This window comes from Rhodococcus sp. WB1 (genome assembly GCF_001700945.1).
In the GTDB taxonomy this organism is placed as follows: Bacteria; Actinomycetota; Actinomycetes; order Mycobacteriales; family Mycobacteriaceae; genus Rhodococcus; species Rhodococcus aetherivorans.
Map to the genome: position 1 here is coordinate 3,816,808 of NZ_CP015529.1, position 19,435 is coordinate 3,836,242.

A 19,435-nucleotide genomic window follows, 5' to 3' on the forward strand; every position below is an offset into this window, starting at 1 on the left:
CGCCCGCGCGCCGGCCTCCGCCCCGCCGCGGATCCGGCACACCGCGAAAGTTACGGAAGCGTAGGTTACTCTTCGGTATCGAAGGGAGGCCCCGACCATGACGGTTTTCGGGATCGACGAACTGCCCGTGAAGCCGCGGATGCGCGGCTGGATCCATCTGTGGGCGTTCGGCGTCGCAGTGGTGGCCGGCATCGCGCTGGTGGTCCTGTCGCAGACCGTGGCCGATCCGCCCGCGGGCTGGTCGACGGTGATCTACAGCCTCACCGTCTGCGGTGTGTTCGGCGTGAGCGCCCTCTATCACCGCGTCCACTGGCACAATCCGCGGGCACGCACGTGGATGAAGCGTGCGGACCACTCGATGATCTTCCTGTTCATCGCCGGCAGCTACACCCCCTTCGCGACGCTCGCCCTGCCGCCGGAGACCGGCCGCACCCTGTTGTTCGTGGTGTGGGCCGGCGCCCTCGCGGGGGTCGCGCTGAAGATGCTCTGGCCCACCGCGCCGCGCTGGGTGGGAGTCCCGCTGTACCTGCTGCTCGGCTGGGCAATCGTCCCCGTCGCCGGTCAGCTGATCGACGAGGCGGGCATCGTCCCGATGGTGCTGCTGCTCGTCGGCGGCATCCTCTACAGCATCGGCGCTATCCTCTACGCCACCAAGTGGCCCGACCCGTGGCCGCACGTCTTCGGCTACCACGAGTTCTTCCACGCGGCGACCGTGCTCGCCGCGCTGTGCCATGCCGTTGCCGTGTGGCTGGTGGTGTTCGGGTAAACCCGTTCGGACGAAGATCACATCGGTGGCAGTCGCGGCACGGATCCGTAGACTCGGCCGGGATGACTGTTCAGCGACTGGCATTCGAACTGACCGAAACCAACCGGGAGTGGCTCGTCGAGCGGCCGCTGACGATCGCGGGATACCTCGTGGCAGCGCTGATCCTGAGGTATGTGCTGCACCGGTTCATCGACCGGATGACGAAGCCGCGGCACCAGAACGGCAAACCCGGCCTGCTCCGGCCCTTCCAGGAACGCGCCCCCAGGGGCCTGCCGGGCGTGCTGGTCAACGAGCGGCGCACGCAGCGCGCCGAGACGATCGGCTCGGTGCTCAAGTCCGGCGTCTCCGTCGTGGTTCTCGTCTGGTGCGTCCTGCAGATCCTCGGCACGCTCGGACTCAACGTCGCGCCGTTCATCGCGTCCGCCGGCATCGTCGGCGTCGCCCTCGGTTTCGGTGCGCAGAACCTGGTGCGTGACTTCATCTCCGGAATGTTCATGCTGCTCGAGGACCAGTACGGCGTCGGCGACGTCGTCGACCTGGGCGACGCGGTCGGCACCGTCGAATCCGTCGGCCTGCGGGTCACCACCGTCCGCGACATCAGCGGCACCCTCTGGTACTGCCGCAACGGCGAGATCCTGCGCGTGGGCAACATGAGCCAGGGTTACGCCGTCGCCGTCGTCGACTCCCCCATCGCCCACGCCGCCAACGTGCACCGGGCCTGCGAGGTGGCCCTGCGCGCGGCCCTCGAGACGGTCGAACGCGACGACCTGGCCGGCGACATCCTCGAGCCGCCCGAGATGCTCGGCGTCAACTCCGTCACCCCGGAGTCGGTGACGCTGCGGCTCACCGTGCGCACGCGTGCCGGCAAGCAGTGGGCCGTGCAGCGGGCGATCGCCCGCGCGGTGCTCGAGGCGTTCGACGGCAACGGCATCGACGCTCCGCTGCCGGCGCTGCTCACTCCGTCCCGCGCCGGCTGAGCCCCGGACCGCTCAGGCCGAGAGCGCCGCGCGCAGTTCGGCCTCCGTCGTGACCGGCCTGTCGCACACGTATCCGCGGCACACATACGCCGCCGGCCCTCCGTCGACCAGCGGGCGGTCGGCCAGCAACGGGGACGAGTCCGGGTCCCCGCCGACCACGACGGCGCCGCCGGGGGCCGCCTGCCGCACGACGGAGAGCAGCTCGCCGCCGCCGACCACGGCCACCTGGATCGGGCCGCGCACCGCCGCCTCGGCGACCGTCAACCAGTGCCCGGCCGAGCGCGGCGCCCGTTCGAGCAGCACCACCGCCGACCGCAGCGACGCGTCCGCCGCGTCGGCGTACCGCGGGTCCTCGGGCACGACCGCGGCGAGGGTGAGCAGGGCCTCGGAGATCAGCGCCGCCCCCGACGGGGTGGCGCCGTCGATCGGGTCACGAGGCCGCGCCACCAGGGTCTCGGCGTCGTCGGCGGTGTCGAACCAGCTTCCGGGCCGCGCCGGATCCTGGAAGTGCGTCAACGCGACGTCGGCGAGGGCCCGGGCCGGGTCGAGCCACGCGGCGTCGCCCGTCGCCTGGTACACCGCCAGCAGGGCGGTGACGAGGGCGCCGTAGTCCTCGAGCACACCCGCCGGGGCGCCGACCGTGCCGCCGAGGGAGGCACGCCGGAGCCGTCCGTCCACCAGGTGCAGGTCCAGCAGGGCCCGGGCGCAGTCGACGGCCGCGTCGACCCAGTCGGTGCGGCCGAACGCGGCACCCGCCTCGGCCAGCGCGGTGATCGCGAAACCGTTCCACGCCGTGACGACCTTGTCGTCGCGGCCGGGCTGCGGCCGCTGCAGCCGGGCGGCGAACAGCTCGGCCCGCACCCGCTCGTAGCGCTCGGCATCGTCCGGGTCGGCGAGCAGCTGCAGCACCGACGAGCCGTGTTCGAAGGTGCCGGCGTCGGTCACGGTGAACAGCTCGGCCGCCCACTGCGCGTCGTCGCCGAGGACCTCGGCCAGCTGCCCGGGGGTCCACACGTAGGTCAGGCCCTCGACCCCGTCCGTGTCGGCGTCGAGAGCGGAGGCGAAGCAGCGCCCGGCCGTGCGCAGGTCCCGCAGCAGGAACTCGACGGTCTCCTCGGTGACCCGTCGCACCCAGGGCGCCGACATCCGTCGCGCGAGGTGCGCGTACACCCGCAGCAGCAGCGCGTTGTCGTAGAGCATCTTCTCGAAGTGCGGGACCACCCACCCGGCGTCGACGCTGTAACGGGCGAAGCCGCCGGCCAGCTGGTCGTAGATGCCGCCCCGCGCCATCGCTTCGGCCGTCCGCTCGACGAGGGACAGCACGGCCGGGTTCCCGCTGCGCTCGTATCCGCGCAGCAGACCCTCGAGCAGCGCGGACGGCGGGAACTTCGGGGCGCCCCCGAACCCGCCGTGCACCGCATCCTCGTCGGCGGCGACGGCGGCGTCGGCGGCGTCGAGCAGCGCGGCGTCCACCGGGCGCTCGCCGGGAGCGAGGCCGCCGCTGCCGCGGCGCAGCTCGGAGACGATGGCGACGGCGGACCGGTGCACGTCGGCGCGACGGTTGCGCCAGGTCTCGGCGATCGCCTCGAGCAGCTGGGTGAACGACGGCATGCCGCCGCGCGGCATCTTCGGGTAGTAGGTGCCGCAGTAGAACGGGGCACCGTCCGGGGTGAGGAAGCACGTCATCGGCCAGCCGCCCTGACCGGTCATCGCGACGGTGGCGTTCATGTAGATCGCGTCGATGTCCGGGCGTTCCTCCCGGTCCACCTTGATGCACACGAAGTGCTCGTTCATCAGCGCGGCGGTGGCCTCGTCCTCGAACGACTCGTGCGCCATCACGTGGCACCAGTGGCACGCCGCGTACCCCACGGACAGCAGGACCGGCACGTCCCGCTCCCGGGCCCAGGCCAGCGCCTCGTCACCCCACTGGTGCCAGTGCACCGGGTTGCCGGCATGTTGCCGCAGGTAGGGGCTGGTCGCCTCGTCGAGGGTGTTCCGGTTGCGGGTGCCGGGCACCGACGGCTCCGGGGGTGTCACGACGCGCCCGTCAGTTGGTGGCCATCGGGGGCTGGGGGTGGTCGGGTTTGCGGCTCTCCGCGGCCCCGCGATCGGTCCCCTCGTCCGCGGCCTGGTCCGGCTCCGGATGCTCGGGCTCGAACGTCTCGGGCAGCTTGCCGAGCCGCTTGTTCATCGAGCGGATCAGCAGGGCGGTCGCCACGAGCAGGATCACGATGAGCGCGAGACCGAGCGGCGACGCCTTACCGAATTCGGGGCCGGTGGGGTCCTGGGCCAGAACCTCGGCCGCCAGCATGCCTACCGTCATCTCACCTGTCCGTCCTCGAGGCCCGCGAACAGATCCGTTTCGGGGATCGCCGTGTGCACGCGGGTCTTGGCCAATTCGAATTCCTCCGTCGGCCACACCTTCTGCTGGATGTCCAGCGGCACGGCGAAGAAGGAGCCGTTGGGGTCGATCTGCGTCGCATGGGCGCGCAGTGCGTCGTCCCGCTTCGGGAAGTAGTCGCTGCAGGTGATCTGCGTGGTCACCCGCGCCATGATGTCGCCCTGCTCGGTGCGCCACCGCTTGAGCCATTCCTCCATGGGGAACGGTTCGCCGCGCCGCTCGTACTCCTCGCGGAACAATTCCAGGCGCTTGCGGATGAACCCGTGCGAGTAGTACAGCTTCTGCACCTTCCACGCCGGGCCGGCCTCGGGGAACCGATCCGGGTCGCCGGCCGCCTCGTACGCCGCGACGGAGACCTCGTGGCAGCGGATGTGGTCGGGGTGCGGGTAGCCGCCGTTCTCGTCGTACGTGGTCATCACGTGCGGCCGGAACTCGCGGACCACCTCGACGAGCTTGCGGGTCGGTTCCTCGAGGGGCACCAGCGCGAAGCAGCCCTCGGGCAGCGGCGGCTTGGGGTCGCCCTCCGGCAGCCCGGAGTCGACGAAGCCGAGCCAGCGGTGCTGCACGCCGAGGATGCGGGCGGCCGCGGCCATCTCCTCGCGCCGGACCTCGGGCATGCGGTCCTGGATCCCGGGGATGTCCATGGCGGGATTGAGGATGTCGCCGCGTTCACCCCCGGTGAGGGTGACCACCAGCACCTCGTGCCCTTCCGCGGCATAGCGGGCCGTCGTGGCGGCACCCTTGCTCGACTCGTCATCGGGATGGGCATGCACGGCCATGAGCCGTAGTCCGCTCACGTCTTTCCTCCACCTCGCCGTCGGCTGCATCGTCGCGGCCCGGACCACCGGCACTGCGAGCCGGCGTCCTGGGTTCCTCCCCTATAGTTCCACCTGACACGTCCATCGTCAGCCACGCCCCCGCGGCCTTCGCGGGTGCACGAAAGTAAATGTGATGACCGACACCACCCCGATCGACCGCTACCCGACCGGCCGCTACCCGGCGACGGGCGGATCCCGCCGCACCTGGTTGTGGGCGCTGGTCGCGGGCGGGCTCGTCGTCGGGGTGGTCGGGGCGTTCCTGCTCTACCAGAAGTTCGGCACCCCGGAGATCGAGAGCGACGTCGTCACCTACACCGTCGTCGACGACTCCACCGTCCAGGTGCAGTTCACCGTGACGCGGAAGGATCCGTCGCAGGCGGCGGTGTGCATCATCCGCTCGCGGTCGAAGGACGGGTCCGAGACGGGCCGCCGCGAGGTGCTGATCCCCTCGTCCGAGTCCGGCACCCTGCTGATGGACGCACCGGTGGTGACGTCGCAGCGCCCGGGCATGGCGGACATGTACGGCTGCAGCTTCGACGTGCCCGAATACCTGCGCGCACACTGACCGCACGCTGCGGATTCCGTGGTGGAGACCACGTTGGTGCTAGAATCGCCGGATACACGGTTCCACCCTTTGGGGCCGTGTATTGCTGCATAGGAAGCAGTGCGGTCCTGTTCGCCACTGGCTTGGGGGGAACGTTCGAGGGATCCGCGTTGCCGTCGTCGCTGCGAGTGCGGCGACCAGTCGACGGAGCCGGGGGCTCCAACCCGAAGGAAGTGATCGAGGATGACCGAGACCCAGGTGACCTGGCTGACACAGGAGTCGTACGACCGACTCAAGGCAGAACTCGACCAGCTCATCGCGAATCGTCCCGTCATCGCGGCCGAGATCAACGAGCGCCGTGAAGAGGGCGACCTCAAGGAGAACGGTGGTTACCACGCCGCTCGCGAGGAGCAGGGTCAGCAGGAGGCCCGGATTCGTCAGCTGCAGGAACTGCTGAACAACGCGAAGGTCGGTGTTGCGCCCACCCAGTCCGGCGTCGCGCTGCCCGGCTCGGTCGTCACGGTGTACTACGACGGCGACGAAAGCGACAAGGAAACGTTCCTCATCGCCACCCGTGAGGAAGGCGCCCGGGGCAACGAGATCGAGATCTACTCGCCCAGCTCCCCGCTGGGCGGTGCCCTGATCGACGCGAAGGTCGGCGAGACCCGCGAGTACACGCTCCCCAACGGCAGCACCATGAAGGTGACGCTCGTCAGCGCGGAGCCGTACCACAGCTGATCGGCGGCAGCCGCCTCGCGGCGCGGCCGGCACGACGTGAGGGCCCGACCGGTCTCCGGTCGGGCCCTTCTCGCGCGCCCGGGGCAGGCGGTTCAGAGCAGGCGCCGGGCCTTCATGCCGGGGAAGACCGCCCCGACGCGCACCACGTCCCCGAACGTCGGGGCGTGCACCATCTGACCGCCGCCGATGTAGATGCCCACGTGCCCCGGCCCGTCGGACTGCCAGTTGCCGAACACCAGATCCCCCGGCCGGGCCAGCTGGATCGGGATCTCGGTGCCGACCCGCCACTGCGTCTGCGAGGTGCGCGGCAACCTCACCCCGGTCGCCGCGTACACCGCGTACGACGTCAGGCCCGAGCAGTCGAACCCGCCCCCCGACGGACCGTTGACGTTGCCGCCACCCCACACGTACGGCAGCCCCAGATACCGGAAGGCCAGGTCCACCACCCGGTTGCCGGTCTCGGTCATCCCCGGCAACCCGAGCCCGAAGAACGGCGAGAGCAGCCGCGCGAACACCATCTCCGTCGCCCGGATCTTCGCCACGTACGGCTTGGTCTGGTTCTCGTAGTCCGGCGACCCGGACGGCATCCCCCCGGACCGGCGCACCGCCCCCAGCCCGGCGTTGTACGCCGCCAACGTCAGGTCCAGGGTGTCCCCGCGCACCACCCCCTGCGCCTTCCACTGCTCGATCTGCCGGTAGTTGTCGCACAACAGATTCCCCGACGCCATCACCGGATCGGCGATGCCCAGCACATCGGCCCGCCCGTCCCCGTCGGCGTCCTTGCCGTAGGCATCCCAGGTTCCGGGCATGAACTGCCCCGGCCCCTTCGCCCCCACCGGCGAGACCGGGGCGCTGGGCCCGTACCGGAAGCCGTTCTCCGCCGAGTACAGCGCCGCCAGCACCGGCGCGCCGACCCCGTCGCACAACTGGCCGGCCTTGCGCAGCCACGGCGCAAACACCGCGATCGCGCCGATCGGCGCCAGGTTCGTCCCGGGCAGGATCGCCGGGATCGACGGCAACGTCACCGCGCCGCCACCCCACGCCGGACCCGGCGCCCACGCGCCGCTGCCCGTCGCCCCGGTGGCCGGCGCCCCGAACACCGACGGCCGTCCCGCCGGCGCGGCCGGCGCCGGCACCGACGGCACCTGTTCGAGCACGGCCTGCACCGGGTTCTCCACCGGCGCCGGCGGCGGTTCGAGCACCGCGGCCGCCTCCGCCGGCAGGTGCGGCATCAGCGCGTCCTTCGCCGCCGACGTCGCGTCCGCCACGGCCTGCTCCGCCGCCGGACGCATCGGCTCGGGCAACCCCGCCACCAGATCGGCGACCTGCCGGTCCGTGGTCGCGGCGGAGGCTTCGGCCGATGCCTGGAACGACTCGACCGCCTGCGTCACCTGTTCCTTGATCTGATCCGGGATGTCCGCTCCCTGTACCAGGGCACTCGCCGCCGTGGCCACCGCCACAATCACCGCCGACGGGTCAACTGACATACGCGAACTCCCCATCCCTCAGACGACCGCCTTCACCGTACTTGTGATCTCTGTCACCGGTGCGGTTTCGTTACATGGATATCATATATATGTAAGAACCTGTTCCAGTTTGGCTGTTGTGACGCGCCACACAGCGAACTCGAAGTTACATCAACAGGAAATGCGGCGCTCGATCACCGCGCGGTCGACCAGGAGGTTCGGGGGTCGAGAGGGCGGTTCCTGCGGCCACATGCGAGAAGAGGCGCCCACATCCGCCCCCTCGCCGCAGTCACATCCGGGTTTACGCCTCCAGTGCCTGCTCGATGTCCGCGACGAGGTCGGCGGCATCCTCGATGCCGACGGACAGGCGCACCAGGTCTTCCGGGACCTCGAGCAGCGACCCGGCGGTCGAGGCGTGCGTCATCGCGCCCGGGTGCTCGATCAGCGACTCGACACCACCGAGGGACTCGGCGAGGGTGAAGATCTCGGTTCGTGCGCAGAAGTCGAGGGCGGCCTGCATGCCGCCGGCCAGGCGCAGCGAGACCATGCCGCCGAACCGGCGCATCTGCTTCGAGGCGACGGCGTGGTCGGGGTGCGCCTCGTGGCCGGGGTAGATCACCTGGGCGACGGCGGGATGCCCGTCGAGCAGCTCGACGATCTTCTCGGCGTTGTCGCTGTGCCGTTCCATCCGCAGTGCCAGCGTCTTGATGCCGCGCATCGTCAGGTACGCGTCGAACGGGCCCGGGACGGCGCCCGCACCGTTCTGCAGGAACGCGAACCTGGTGTCGAGTTCCTCGTCGTTCGTGACCAGCGCGCCGCCGACCACGTCGGAGTGGCCACCGAGGTACTTGGTGGTCGAGTGCAGTGCGACGTCGGCCCCCAGGGCCAGCGGCTGCTGCAGGTACGGCGACGCGAACGTGTTGTCGACCACGATCTTCGACCCACCGGTGTGCGCGACGTCGGCGAGGGCCGCGATGTCGCCGATGTTGAGCAGGGGGTTCGTCGGGGTCTCGACCCACACCAGCTTGGTGGTGGGGCGCATCGCCTCGCGCACGGCGTCGACGTCCGAGATGGGCGCGGGCGTGTACTCGATGCCCCACTGCGTGAACACCTTGTCGATCAGCCGGAAGGTGCCGCCGTAGGCGTCGTTGGGGATGACGAGGTGATCGCCGGGCCGCAGCACCGAACGCAGCAGGCAGTCGGTGGCGGCCATGCCGGAGCTGAAGGCCCGGCCGAAGGTGCCCGCCTCGATGGCCGCGAGGTTCGCCTCGAGCGGCTTGCGGGTGGGGTTTCCGGTGCGGGCGTACTCGAATCCGCCGCGCATCCCGCCGACCCCGTCCTGCGCGAACGTCGAACTCGCATAGATGGGGACGTTGACGGCGCCGGTCGCCGGGTCGGGATCGTATCCGGCGTGGATCGCTCGGGTGGAAAAGCCGTGGCTGCGCTGCTCACTCATGCGGCTCAGCCTAGTCGGGGGCACACGCCGGTGGCCCGGGGAACACACCCCGGGCCACCGGCGCGGCCGCTACGAGCCCGCGCTGATGAACCCGAGCAGGTCGTGACGGGTGATCACGCCGACGGGCTTGCCGTCGTCGATGACCAGCAGCGCATCGGTGTCGCCGAACGCCTTCGTGGCGGCGGCGATCGACTCGCCGACACCGATCAGCGGCAGCGACGGGCTCATGTGCTTCGCGACGGGGTCGGCCAGCCTCGCGCGGCCCTCGAAGACGGCGCTGAGGAGCTCGCGCTCGCTGACGCTGCCCGCGACCTCACCGGCGGTGACGGGCGGCTCGGCACCCACGACCGGCATCTGCGAGACCCCGTACTCGCGCAGGATCTCGACGGCGTCGCGGACCGTCTCCGACGGGTGCGTGTGCACGAGGGCGGGCAGCTCCCCCGACTTGCTGCGCAGCACGTCGCCGACGGTCGAATCGTCCGGCTTGCCGTCGAGCGGGGCCCGCAGGAAACCGTACGAGGCCATCCACTTGTCGTTGAAGATCTTCGACATGTAGCCGCGCCCACCGTCGGGAAGCAGTACCACGACGAGCGCGTCCGGTCCCTCGCGCTCGGCGACCCTCAGGGCGGCGACGACGGCCATGCCGCACGACCCGCCGACGAGCAGGCCCTCCTCGCGGGCGAGACGCCGGGTCATGTCGAACGAGTCCGCGTCGGAGACGGCGATGATCTCGTCGGGGATCGAGGGGTCGTAGGCGCTGGGCCAGAAGTCCTCGCCCACACCCTCGACGAGGTACGGGCGACCGGTGCCGCCGGAGTAGACGGAGCCCTCCGGGTCGGCGCCGATCACCTTGACCTTGCCGCCGGAAACCTCCTTGAGGTAGCGGCCGGTGCCGGTGATGGTGCCGCCGGTGCCGACGCCGGCGACGAAGTGGGTCACCTTGCCGTCGGTATCGCGCCAGATCTCCGGGCCGGTGGTCTCGTAGTGGCTCTCCGGCCCGGCCGGGTTGGAGTACTGGTCGGGCTTCCAGCCGCCGGGCAGTTCCCGGGCGAGCCGGTCGGAGACGCTGTAGTAGCTGTCGGGATGCTCCGGGGGCACCGCGGTCGGGCACACCACGACCTCGGCGCCGTACGCGCGGAGCACGTTGCGCTTGTCCTCGCTGACCTTGTCGGGACACACGAACACGCACTTGTAGCCGCGCTGTTGCGCGACGAGCGCGAGACCGATGCCGGTGTTGCCGGAGGTCGGCTCGACGATGGTGCCGCCCGGTTTCAGCGCACCCGAGGCTTCGGCGGCGTCGACCATCTTGACCGCGATGCGGTCCTTGGAACTGCCACCGGGGTTGAAGTATTCGACCTTCGCCGCGACCAGCCCCGAACCCGGCTTCGTCACCGAGTTGAGCTTGACCAGCGGCGTGTTTCCGATGAGACCGACGACGGAATCCGCTATGCGCATTCCTCCATGGTCTCAGATGCCTCTGCGCAACGCCGTTCCGGCTGCTCGAGCGACGCATACGACGCACACTGGACACGGCAACTTCAGGGTGTGGCCGTCCTCTCGGAAAGGTGATCCACCGTGCCCCGAACTTCGTGGCGTGCCGCGGCGCTGGCCGGCGCGACGGCCGTCGCCGCCGGCTCCGGCGCCGGCGGCGCTTCGTGGCTGACGTACACGTACCTGATGCGCCAGGCGACGGAAGCGAGAGGCGTCATCGGCCGCACCTGGGCGAAGCCGCCCGAGGCGGACGGGGTGTACCTGCCCGGAGCGCAGTCCCCGGTGCCGTGGCGCCGCGACGTGCCGTTCGACCTGCACCTGATGATCTTCGGGGATTCGACGGCGGCCGGCCTGGGCTGCGCGAGCGCCGCCGAGGTGCCCGGGGTGCTGCTGGCCCGCGCCCTGGCCGACGAGTCCCGTCGCCGGGTCCGGCTCAGCACGAAGGCGATCGCGGGGGCCACCTCGCGGGGCCTGGCGGGGCAGGTCGACGCGATGTACGTGGCGGGACCGCCGCCGGACGCGGCCGTCATCCTGGTCGGTGCCAACGACGTGACCGCGAAGCAGTCGCTGCATCGTTCGGCGCAGCGGCTGGGCTCGGCGGTGCACCGGCTGCGCGCCGGCGGCGCCGTCGTGGTCGTCGGCACGTGCCCCGACCTCGGGGTGGTCGGCGCGATCCCCCAGCCGCTGCGCACGGTGGTGCGGACGTGGGGGCGGCAACTGGCCCGCGCGCAGGCCGCGGCGACGCGCGCGGCCGGTGGGCATCCGGTGCCGCTGGCAGACCTGTTGACGCCCGAGTTCCTCTCCGCGCCGGACCGCCTGTTCTCCGCGGACGGGTTCCATCCCTCGGCCGCGGGATACGAGCTGGCGGCCCGTCACCTGCTGCCGGTGCTGGCCGCCGCGCTGGGTCACTGGGCGGGCGGTCCGGTGCCGGAGCCGCCGCTGACGTCGGCGGCTGCCCGGCTGTGGCTGCCCCGGACACGCCGCGGGCCCCGGGAACGGCTGTTCCCGGGGCCCGCGGTCGGCACGGTGGCCGGAGAGATCGGCTAGTCGTTCTGGAAGTACGACAGCAGGCGCAGGATCTCGACGTACAGCCAGACCAGGGTGACGGTCAGACCGAAGGCGACGCCCCACGCGGCCTTCTCCGGCGCCTGGGCGCGGATGAGCTGATCGGCGGCGTCGAAGTCCAGCAGGAAGCTGAACGCGGCGATGCCGATGCAGACGAGGCTGAAGACGATCGCCAGGGTGCCGCCGTCGCGCAGGCCCAGGCCGCCGTCGACGAAGAAGCTCGCCACCAGGTTGCCCAGCGCCAGGACGAGGACACCGATCAGCGCGCCGACGATCATGCGCGTCAGGCGCGGGGTCACGCGGATCGCCCCGGTGCGGTAGACGACGAGCATGCCGAAGAACACGCCGAACGTGCCGAGCACCGCCTGGACGATCAGGGTTCCGCCGCCGGCGCCACCGAAGGTGATGTCGGTGAACATGAACGACAGCGCACCCAGGAAGAAGCCCTCGGCGACGGCATAGGCCAGGACGATGGCCGGGTTGTCCATCTTGCGGCCGAAGGTGGCCACGAGGACCAGGACCAGGCCGATGAGACCACCGCCGATGACGAACGGCGCGGCCAGATTCACGTTGCCGTTGACGAGGACGTAGGAGATCAGCGCCGAGATCGCCAGCACGCCGAGCGTGATGCCGGTCTTGGTGACGACGTCGTCGATCGTCATCGACCGCTCGGTGGTGGGCCGGGCCCAGGGGTCCGCCTGCGCGTACTGCGGCTGGCCGAATTGCTGGGTGACCTGCGCGGCGCCCGCCGTCGCAGAGCCGAACGTGGCGTATCCGCCGCCCTCTTGCTTGGGCAGGTTGCGGAACACCGGGTTACTGGTGGTGCGCACCGTGCACATCCCTTCTCGTGGTCGGTTCTGTCCGTTCAACGATCCGCGGACGCCGGGAGTTCCCCGGACCGGAGCCGAGCACGGACAAACCGGACTCTACCGGGTGCGCACGGAGCGGGTCACGGTGAACTTACGGTTGCGTCCTGCAACTTCTGTGCGGCCGACCGTCCGCTGCAGCATCCCACGATAGTTCAGGTGGGTGTTGTAGACGGTCCACAGTTCACCGCCCGGGCGCAACAGCCGGGCGGCCGCGTCGAACATCTTCACGGCCGCGCCCGTGTGCACGGCGGCGCCGACGTGGAACGGCGGATTGCACAGCACCACGTCGACGGAGGCGTCCGGCAGCGACCCGGCCACGTCGTCGCGCAGGACCTCGACCCGGTCCGCGACGTGGTTCGCGGCGGCGGTGGCGGCGGCCGACGCGACCGCCGCGGCCGACTGATCGGTGGCGATCACCCGCAGCCCGGGGAACCGCCGGGCCGCCGCGACGGCGAGGATGCCGGTGCCGCAGCCGAGGTCGACGGCGGTCCTCGCGTCGCGTGGCAGCCGGGGCAGGAAGTCCAGCAGGAATCGGGTGCCGATGTCCAGGCGGGAACCGGCGAACGCGGCCCCGTGCGCGACGACGGTGAGCCCGACGTCGGTCACCGTCTCGGTCACCGGGTAGGTCGGCTCGGCGGCGATCGGGCCGCGGGCGGTGAGCACCCGTGACTTCTGCCGGCCCCGGGAGGCCCGGACCTCGGTGAAGCTCCGGGCCAGCACCTCGTTCATCGCGGGCGTGATGTGCTTGTCGCGGCCACCGGCGAACACCGTCACGCCGGGGTCGGCGTGCCGGGCGACGGTCTCGGCGATCTCGGTGAGCGCGGCGAGCGACCGCGGCAGCTGCAGCAGCACCACCCGGGCACCGGTGAGCAGATCGGCCCCGAGACCGTGCACGGTGAAACGGTCGGACAGGCCCTCGCGCGCGGCGTTCGCGGCCAGGGCCCGCTCCCCCACCACCGAGTCCTGGTGCACCCGGATCCCCGACGCGGAGTACCGCACGGCGACGCCGAGGGTGAGGGCGCCGTAGTGGTCGTCGATCACCGCGACGGTCCCGGCCGGCGCCGCGGCGAGCGCGGCGTCGGCTTCGTCGAGGATCAACCTGTCGGCGGCGTCGACGGCGACCAGGTTGGGCGCCTCCACGTCCGGGAGGCGCCGCAACCGGCCGAACAACTCGTCGCCGGCAGCAGAGTCGCCGGTCAGCACTGCCCCTTGCCGGCGTTCTCGACGGCGCGCAGCGTTTCGGCCTGCTGTTCCTCGCTCAGCTCCGCCCAACCCGGCAGCGACTTCTGCGCGTCGGCGACGGAGGTCGCGGCCTGGGTGCGGTCCTGCCCCCAGGATTCGAGCTGGTCGAAGTACGGCACCAGGGCGCTGCAGATCTGGTCGTAGCTCTGGCCCAGCTCGATGCCGGTGCTTCCGGTGACCTGGCTCGTGCTCGGCGCGGCGGTGGTGGACTCGGTGGTCCCCTCCCCTGCGGAGCCGGAGTCGCCGGACGATCCGCAGGCCGCCGCGAGCAGCACCGCACCCGTACCGAACAGCGCCGCGAGAGTCTTCTTCATCGTTTCCCAATTCCGATCGCAGTGTCGTTTCCCGGAGTTTCCGGCCGTCGTTGCCGGGAGGCCCGGCCGGACAACGGTAATGGAGAACCGGCGATCGATCCGTGTCGTGCCCGCCACACCCGGGACTATCCTGGAGGAATCCACGTGAGGTGAGTGCCCCGATGGCAGAGAACGATCCACTCGCCACCCGGCGAGCCCCGGTCTCCCACGCCGGCGCGGCGGAGGACGAGACCGTCGAAGATCTGCGCCTCGCGGGGTTCGCGGACGCCGTGGAGATCGGCCGCGGCGGTTTCGGGGTGGTGTACCGGTGCCGGGAGACGGCACTAGACCGCACCGTCGCGGTGAAGGTGCTCACCGCGACGCTCGACGCCGACAACCTCGAACGGTTCCTCCGCGAGCAGCGCGCGATGGGCCGGCTCTCCGGGCACCCGCACATCGTCACCGTGCTGCAGGTCGGCACGACCGGCAGCGGCCGGCCCTACCTGGTGATGCACTACCACCCGCACGACTCGCTCGAGGCCCGCATCCGCCGCTACGGACCGCTGCCGTGGCCGGACGTGCTGCGCATCGGCGTCAAGCTGTCCGGGGCGCTCGAGACGGCACACCGGGCCGACGTGCTGCACCGCGACGTCAAGCCCGCGAACATCCTGCTCACCGAGTACGGCGAACCGCAGCTGACCGACTTCGGCATCGCGCGCATCGGCGACGGCTTCCACACCTCGTCGGGCGCGATCACCGGCTCCCCGGCGTTCACCGCGCCGGAGATCCTGGCCGGCACGCCGCCCACCCCGGCCGCCGACGTCTACGGCCTGGCCGCCACCCTGTTCTGTGCGCTGACCGGGCACGCGGCGTTCGAGCGGCGCCGCGGCGAGCAGGTCGTCACACAGTTCCTGCGGATCACGACCGAACCGGTCCCGGATCTGCGTAGCACCGGCGTCCCGGACGACGTGTGCTCGGCCCTCGAGCGCGGCATGGCCACCGAGCCGGATGCCCGTCCGCAGTCCGCCGCGGAGTTCGGGGAGCTGCTGCAGCAGGCGCAGGAGCGCGGCGGCTGCGACGTGGACGAGATGGCGCTGCCCGTGGGTCCGGACAGTCTCGGGCCGCTGCCGGTCGCGGGGACCACGCACACCACCGGACCGCACCCCACGCCCACCGCGATCACCACGCCGCCGGTGCCGGCGACCCGATTCCGGCCGCAGGCACCCACCCGGCCGCTGGTGAAGCGCACCCGGCTCATCGACCGGCTGCGCCTCGGCCGGCGCCGCCGCCTCGTCGCGATCCACGCCCCGACCGGGTTCGGGAAGTCGACGCTGGCCGCCCAGTGGCGGGAGGTACTCACCGCCGAGGGTGTTGCGGTGGCGTGGCTCGCGGTCGATCGGGACGACAACAACGTGGTGTGGTTCCTCACCCATCTGATCGAGGCGTTCCGGCAGGTGCGTCCGCAGTTCGCCCGTCAGCTGCGGCAGGTGCTCGAGGCCCACGGCGACGACGCCGAGCGGTACGTGCTGTCCACCCTGATCGACGAGATCCACCGGGAGGAGGCGCCGATGGCCCTGGTGATCGAGGACTGGCACCTCGTCACCGCCCCGGGGACCGTCGCCGCACTGGACTTCCTCCTCGACCGCGGGTGCCATCACCTGCAGATCGTGGTGACCAGCCGGAGCCAGGCCGGCTTACCGCTCAGCCGGATGCGGGTCCTCGACGAGCTCATCGAGATCGACTCGGACGCCCTGCGTTTCGACGCCGAGGAATCCGATGCCTTTCTGCGCGACGTGAGCGGCCTGGACCTCGAGCCCGAGGACGTCCGCGACCTGACCGACGTCACCGACGGCTGGGTCGCCGCGCTGCAACTGGTGTCGTTGTCGCTGCGCGACAGTGAGGATCCGACCGGGCTGATCGAGAACCTCTCCGGCCGGCACCACGCCATCGGCGAGTTCCTCGCGGACAACGTGCTCGACACCCTCGAGCCGGAGGTGTACGAGTTCCTGCTCGCGACGTCGATCACCGAGGAGATCACCGGCAGCCTCGCCACCGCGCTCACCGGCGACCCGCACGGGCAGGCGATGCTCGAGCAGATCGAGGAGCGGGACCTGTTCCTGCGCCGGGTCGACGACGAGGGCCGCTGGTTCCGCTACCACCGGCTGTTCGCGGACTTCCTGCGCCGCCGGCTCGAACGCGATCACCCCGAACGCGTGGGCGCGCTGCACCACGCCGCCGCGGAATGGTTTGCGCGCCAGCACATGCTGCGCGAGGCCGTGGACCATGCGCTCAGCGCCGACGAGCCGGAACTCGCGGTCGAGATGGTCGCCGCCGACGGGATGCTCCTGGTCGAGCACTCCCACATGACGACGCTGCTGGCGCTGGTCGCGAAACTGCCGCCGCGTGGGGTGGCGGCGCATCCGCAGCTGCAGATGACCGTCGCGTGGGCGAACGCGTTGCTGCAACGGGCCGACCAGACCCGCGTCGCCCTCGCCGCGGCCCGGGGATGCCTGAGCTGCTGCAACGCGCCCGAGGAGGACATCGCGGTCCTGCAGGTCGAGGCCGACGTCGTCGACGGTGTCGTCGCCGCCTCCACCGACCACACCGCCGGCGTCGCGGACAAGGTCGCGCCGTGCCTGGACGACCCGGACACCTTCCGCCCTTGGGTGGTGTCCGTCGCGGCGAACGTGGCGACCTTCGTGGACGTCTACCGGTTCGACTTCGAGGCGGCGCGGCGACGGCAGCGGTGGGCCGAGCCGTACCACCGGGCCACCAACGGCCCCTTCAGCCTCGTGTACGGGCTGTGCCTGCTCGGCATCGCGGCAAACGAGCAGCTCGACGTCGCCACGGCCGAAAGGCACTTCCGCGCGGGGTTGCGGGCCGCCCGCAAGGGGGGCGGCGTCCACACCCATGCCGCGCGCCTGGCCGCCGCCATGCTCGGGGAGCTGCTCTACGAGCAGGGCCGGATCGCCGAGGCCGAGGCTCTGCTCGACGAGAGTCACGAGCTCGGAACCGAGGGCGGCGTACCGGACTTCATGATCGCCCGGTTCGTCACGGCCGCGCGGCTCAAGGCGCTGCGCGGCGACCGCGCCGCGGCGGCGGCACTGCTCGACGAGGGAGCGCGGGCCGCCGACGACTACCGGTTGCCGCGGCTGCGTGCCCGGGTGATCAACGAACGCGTGCGGCTCGGCCTGCCGGTTCCGCGGCCCGCCCCGCGGGAGATGCCGGATTCCGACGCCCCGGATCCGGACGGCATCGCGGAGATCACCGCGCAGGTGGAGGACGCCACCGCCATCCGTCTCCTCTACGGCACGGGCCGGGCCGAGGACGTGGCCCGGGCCTGCGACTGGGCCCGGCTGTGGCATCGCCGGGTGTCCGGCCGCGGCCGGTACCGCGCCGAACTGCAGGCGGCGCGGCTGCTCGTGGCGTGCCTGCACGCGGCCGGACGTCTCGAGGAGGCCCAGGAGGTGCTGGCCCCCGCGGTGGCCACGTGCGGGCGGCTGGGCATGCTCCGCTATCTCGTCGACGGTGGAGCCCATGTGGTGCAGGTCCTCCCGTTGCTCCGCGACCGGCTGCAGACTCTGCTGTGGCCCCCGGACTGGCCGGCGGTGGACGAGGCCTTTCTCGACGAGATGCTGCGGCTGACGGAGTCGGGCGGCACGAGCACCGCGCTCTGAGCACCGGCCGTCGGGGCACGCGTCGGCGGACGGGTAGGGCAGACTGCGAACGTGACCGCTGCTGTTCCCGACCACGTCCGCACCCGGCTCTGGCGCGACGGACGGCTCGTCGCCGAGAACTATCCGCTGGCCGAGGTCTCCGAGCACCTTCAGGACGAGGGGGCCCTGGTGTGGGTGGACCTGCACGATCCGACGCACCGCGAGCTGTCCGACGTCGCGGACGAGCTGGATTTCGATCCGCATGCCGTCGAGGACGTCGTGGCGCACGCGGAACGCACGAAGGTCACCCGCTACGCCACCCACACCTTCATGACGATCTACGCCACGTCGCTGGCGGACGAGAGCGAGCCGGCCGATGCGCACGGGTCACGGCTCAGGATCACGCGGGTCTCGGTGTTCGTGGTCCCGCGCGGCCTGGTCACGGTGCATCGGGGCACCGGATTGGACGTCGGCGAGGTGATGCGGCGCTGGGACGACAACTCCGATCTGCTCCGGCACGGCACCGCCGCGTTGCTGCACGGGCTGCTCGACGTCGTCGTCGACGGCCAGTTCGAGACCATTCAGGGGCTCGACGACGCGATCGAGGAACTGGAGGACGGGTTGTTCGACGAGCGCGCGCACATTCGCGCGCTCCAGCGTCACACCTACCGGGTACGCAAGGAACTCGTCCAGCTGCGCCGGGTCGTGCTGCCGATGCGGGAGGTGGTGGCCGCGGTGATGCGGCACCGGGCCGAGCGGGGAAACTCCGTCGAGCTCGACGGCTGGTACACCGACCTGTACGACCACGTGATCCGCGCGACGGAGTGGACCGAGTCGCTGCGCGACATGGTCACCACGGTTTTCGAGACCAACCTGTCGCTGCAGGACGCGCGGCTGAACATGGTGATGAGGAAGCTCACGGGGTGGGCCGCGATCATCGCCGTGCCCACCGCGGTGACGGGCTGGTACGGCCAGAACGTGCCGTACCCCGGCTTCGGGCAGTGGAGCGGGGTGTTGTCGAGCACCGCGATCATCGCCGGGTCGGCGGGGATGCTCTACATCGTGTTCAAGCAACGCAACTGGTTGTGACCGGCGCGGCCCGCGTCCGGCCGTGCTACGAGGTTCCTTCGGTGTCGTCGAAGAACCGCCAGTCGTGGTCGCCCTCGACCCTGACCTCCATACGCCAGCCCAGCTCGCTGTTGTCGGCCTTGGAGTCCACGAACCAGGCGTGCGCGTCGTCCGCGCTCTCGATGTCCTTGGTCGCCACCACTTCGCCCTTGGGGTCGATCACTCGGTAAGTAGCCATGCCCGGGGCTTTCCCCGGTGACGCGGCGGCCAAACCCGCGGCGCGGGGGATTGAGCCGTCCCCGCGGCGCGGGGATTGAGCCGACGCGCTGTGGGGTAACCGGCAGGGGAAGCGACCACGGACGAAGGAGGAGACATGGCTGATTTCATCGACAAGGCCAAGCACAAGGCGGAGGACGTGTCCGGTCAGGCCAAGGAGGGAGCGGGCCGCGCGACCGGTGACCGTGACCTCGAGGCGGAGGGCCGGGGCGACCAGGCGTCGAGCAGCCTCAAGCAGGCCGGCGACAAGATTTCCGACGCCGCCGGCAAGGTCAAGGACTCGTTCAAGAAGTAGTGCCGCGGCACGCA

The 19,435-nt window shown here is 71.1% G+C and carries 18 protein-coding genes; 8 read left to right on the plus strand and 10 right to left on the minus strand.

Translation table 11 applies throughout. The features are described 5' to 3' along the window. Positions 1-97 precede the first annotated feature (97 nt). Positions 98-766, plus strand: a complete 669-nt coding sequence (trhA, locus tag A4U64_RS16845) for a PAQR family membrane homeostasis protein TrhA (protein ID WP_006940391.1) — start codon at positions 98-100, stop codon at positions 764-766. A 62-nt stretch (positions 767-828) separates the two neighbouring features. Next, positions 829-1,743 carry a mechanosensitive ion channel family protein gene (locus tag A4U64_RS16850; protein ID WP_006940390.1) on the plus strand — a complete coding sequence of 305 codons (915 nt, stop codon included), beginning with the start codon at positions 829-831 and terminating at the stop codon, positions 1,741-1,743. Positions 1,744-1,755: 12 nt separating this feature from the next. On the opposite strand, the gene A4U64_RS16855 is transcribed toward A4U64_RS16850, so the two are convergent. The 3 genes from A4U64_RS16855 to mca are packed head-to-tail and all read right to left on the minus strand — an operon-like array spanning position 1,756 to position 4,941. Next, positions 1,756-3,780, minus strand: coding sequence for a thioredoxin domain-containing protein (locus A4U64_RS16855; protein WP_065922856.1), 2,025 nt, complete (start codon positions 3,778-3,780; stop codon positions 1,756-1,758). Between the two features lie 10 nt (positions 3,781-3,790). Then, positions 3,791-4,066: a hypothetical protein gene (locus tag A4U64_RS16860; RefSeq protein WP_006940388.1), complete on the minus strand. Its 276-nt coding sequence runs from the start codon at positions 4,064-4,066 to the stop codon at positions 3,791-3,793. Then, positions 4,063-4,941 carry a mycothiol conjugate amidase Mca gene (gene mca / locus A4U64_RS16865; RefSeq protein WP_185713729.1) on the minus strand — a complete coding sequence of 293 codons (879 nt, stop codon included), beginning with the start codon at positions 4,939-4,941 and terminating at the stop codon, positions 4,063-4,065. Before mca ends, A4U64_RS16860 begins: the two co-directional genes overlap by 4 nt. A gap of 154 nt (positions 4,942-5,095) precedes the next feature. On the opposite strand from mca, the gene A4U64_RS16870 reads away from it, so the two are divergent. Both A4U64_RS16870 and greA read left to right on the plus strand, forming a co-directional pair. Next, positions 5,096-5,527, plus strand: a complete 432-nt coding sequence (locus tag A4U64_RS16870; protein WP_065922857.1) for a DUF4307 domain-containing protein — start codon at positions 5,096-5,098, stop codon at positions 5,525-5,527. A 222-nt stretch (positions 5,528-5,749) separates the two neighbouring features. Further along, entirely contained in the window at positions 5,750-6,244 is a 495-nt protein-coding gene (gene greA, locus A4U64_RS16875) for a transcription elongation factor GreA (RefSeq protein ID WP_003935085.1), read from the plus strand. Between the two features lie 92 nt (positions 6,245-6,336). Here the strand turns inward: greA and A4U64_RS16880 are convergent, their stop codons facing one another. From A4U64_RS16880 to A4U64_RS16890, 3 genes are all read right to left on the minus strand, one after another. Beyond that, entirely contained in the window at positions 6,337-7,731 is a 1,395-nt protein-coding gene (locus A4U64_RS16880) for a bifunctional lytic transglycosylase/C40 family peptidase (protein WP_065922858.1), read from the minus strand. 280 nt (positions 7,732-8,011) lie between these two features. Then, positions 8,012-9,166 carry a cystathionine gamma-synthase gene (locus tag A4U64_RS16885; protein ID WP_065922859.1) on the minus strand — a complete coding sequence of 385 codons (1,155 nt, stop codon included), beginning with the start codon at positions 9,164-9,166 and terminating at the stop codon, positions 8,012-8,014. A 69-nt stretch (positions 9,167-9,235) separates the two neighbouring features. Further along, complete coding sequence (locus A4U64_RS16890) at positions 9,236-10,621, minus strand: cystathionine beta-synthase (protein ID WP_006939058.1); 1,386 nt, start codon at positions 10,619-10,621, stop codon at positions 9,236-9,238. Positions 10,622-10,741: 120 nt separating this feature from the next. Here A4U64_RS16890 and A4U64_RS16895 point away from each other — a divergent pair, with 120 nt between their 5' ends. Beyond that, entirely contained in the window at positions 10,742-11,704 is a 963-nt protein-coding gene (locus A4U64_RS16895) for an SGNH/GDSL hydrolase family protein (protein WP_050034817.1), read from the plus strand. On the opposite strand, the gene A4U64_RS16900 is transcribed toward A4U64_RS16895, so the two are convergent. From A4U64_RS16900 to A4U64_RS16910, 3 genes are all read right to left on the minus strand, one after another. Further along, positions 11,701-12,552 carry a Bax inhibitor-1/YccA family protein gene (locus A4U64_RS16900; RefSeq protein WP_029542200.1) on the minus strand — a complete coding sequence of 284 codons (852 nt, stop codon included), beginning with the start codon at positions 12,550-12,552 and terminating at the stop codon, positions 11,701-11,703. The two genes, A4U64_RS16895 and A4U64_RS16900, sit on opposite strands and share 4 nt — an antisense overlap. Positions 12,553-12,648: 96 nt before the next feature. Next, positions 12,649-13,794 carry a class I SAM-dependent methyltransferase gene (locus A4U64_RS16905; protein WP_006935794.1) on the minus strand — a complete coding sequence of 382 codons (1,146 nt, stop codon included), beginning with the start codon at positions 13,792-13,794 and terminating at the stop codon, positions 12,649-12,651. Continuing rightward, on the minus strand, positions 13,788-14,147 hold the full coding sequence (locus tag A4U64_RS16910) for a hypothetical protein (protein ID WP_006935793.1): 360 nt from the start codon (positions 14,145-14,147) through the stop codon (positions 13,788-13,790). The genes A4U64_RS16905 and A4U64_RS16910 overlap by 7 nt, the downstream gene beginning before the upstream one ends. Before the next feature lie 161 nt (positions 14,148-14,308). Between A4U64_RS16910 and A4U64_RS16915 the strand changes: the two genes are divergently transcribed. Together A4U64_RS16915 and A4U64_RS16920 are read left to right on the plus strand one after the other, a co-directional pair. Beyond that, positions 14,309-17,803 (plus strand): serine/threonine-protein kinase, encoded by a 3,495-nt coding sequence (locus tag A4U64_RS16915; RefSeq protein WP_065922860.1) that lies wholly within the window; start codon positions 14,309-14,311, stop codon positions 17,801-17,803. Between the two features lie 51 nt (positions 17,804-17,854). Next, positions 17,855-18,871, plus strand: a complete 1,017-nt coding sequence (locus A4U64_RS16920) for a magnesium transporter CorA family protein (RefSeq protein WP_006935791.1) — start codon at positions 17,855-17,857, stop codon at positions 18,869-18,871. Positions 18,872-18,896: 25 nt separating this feature from the next. Here A4U64_RS16920 and A4U64_RS16925 read toward each other — a convergent pair whose 3' ends face one another. Further along, positions 18,897-19,088 (minus strand): hypothetical protein, encoded by a 192-nt coding sequence (locus tag A4U64_RS16925; RefSeq protein ID WP_029542193.1) that lies wholly within the window; start codon positions 19,086-19,088, stop codon positions 18,897-18,899. 135 nt (positions 19,089-19,223) lie between these two features. Here A4U64_RS16925 and A4U64_RS16930 point away from each other — a divergent pair, with 135 nt between their 5' ends. After that, positions 19,224-19,421, plus strand: a complete 198-nt coding sequence (locus tag A4U64_RS16930; RefSeq protein ID WP_006935789.1) for a CsbD family protein — start codon at positions 19,224-19,226, stop codon at positions 19,419-19,421. Positions 19,422-19,435: the final 14 nt, after the last annotated feature.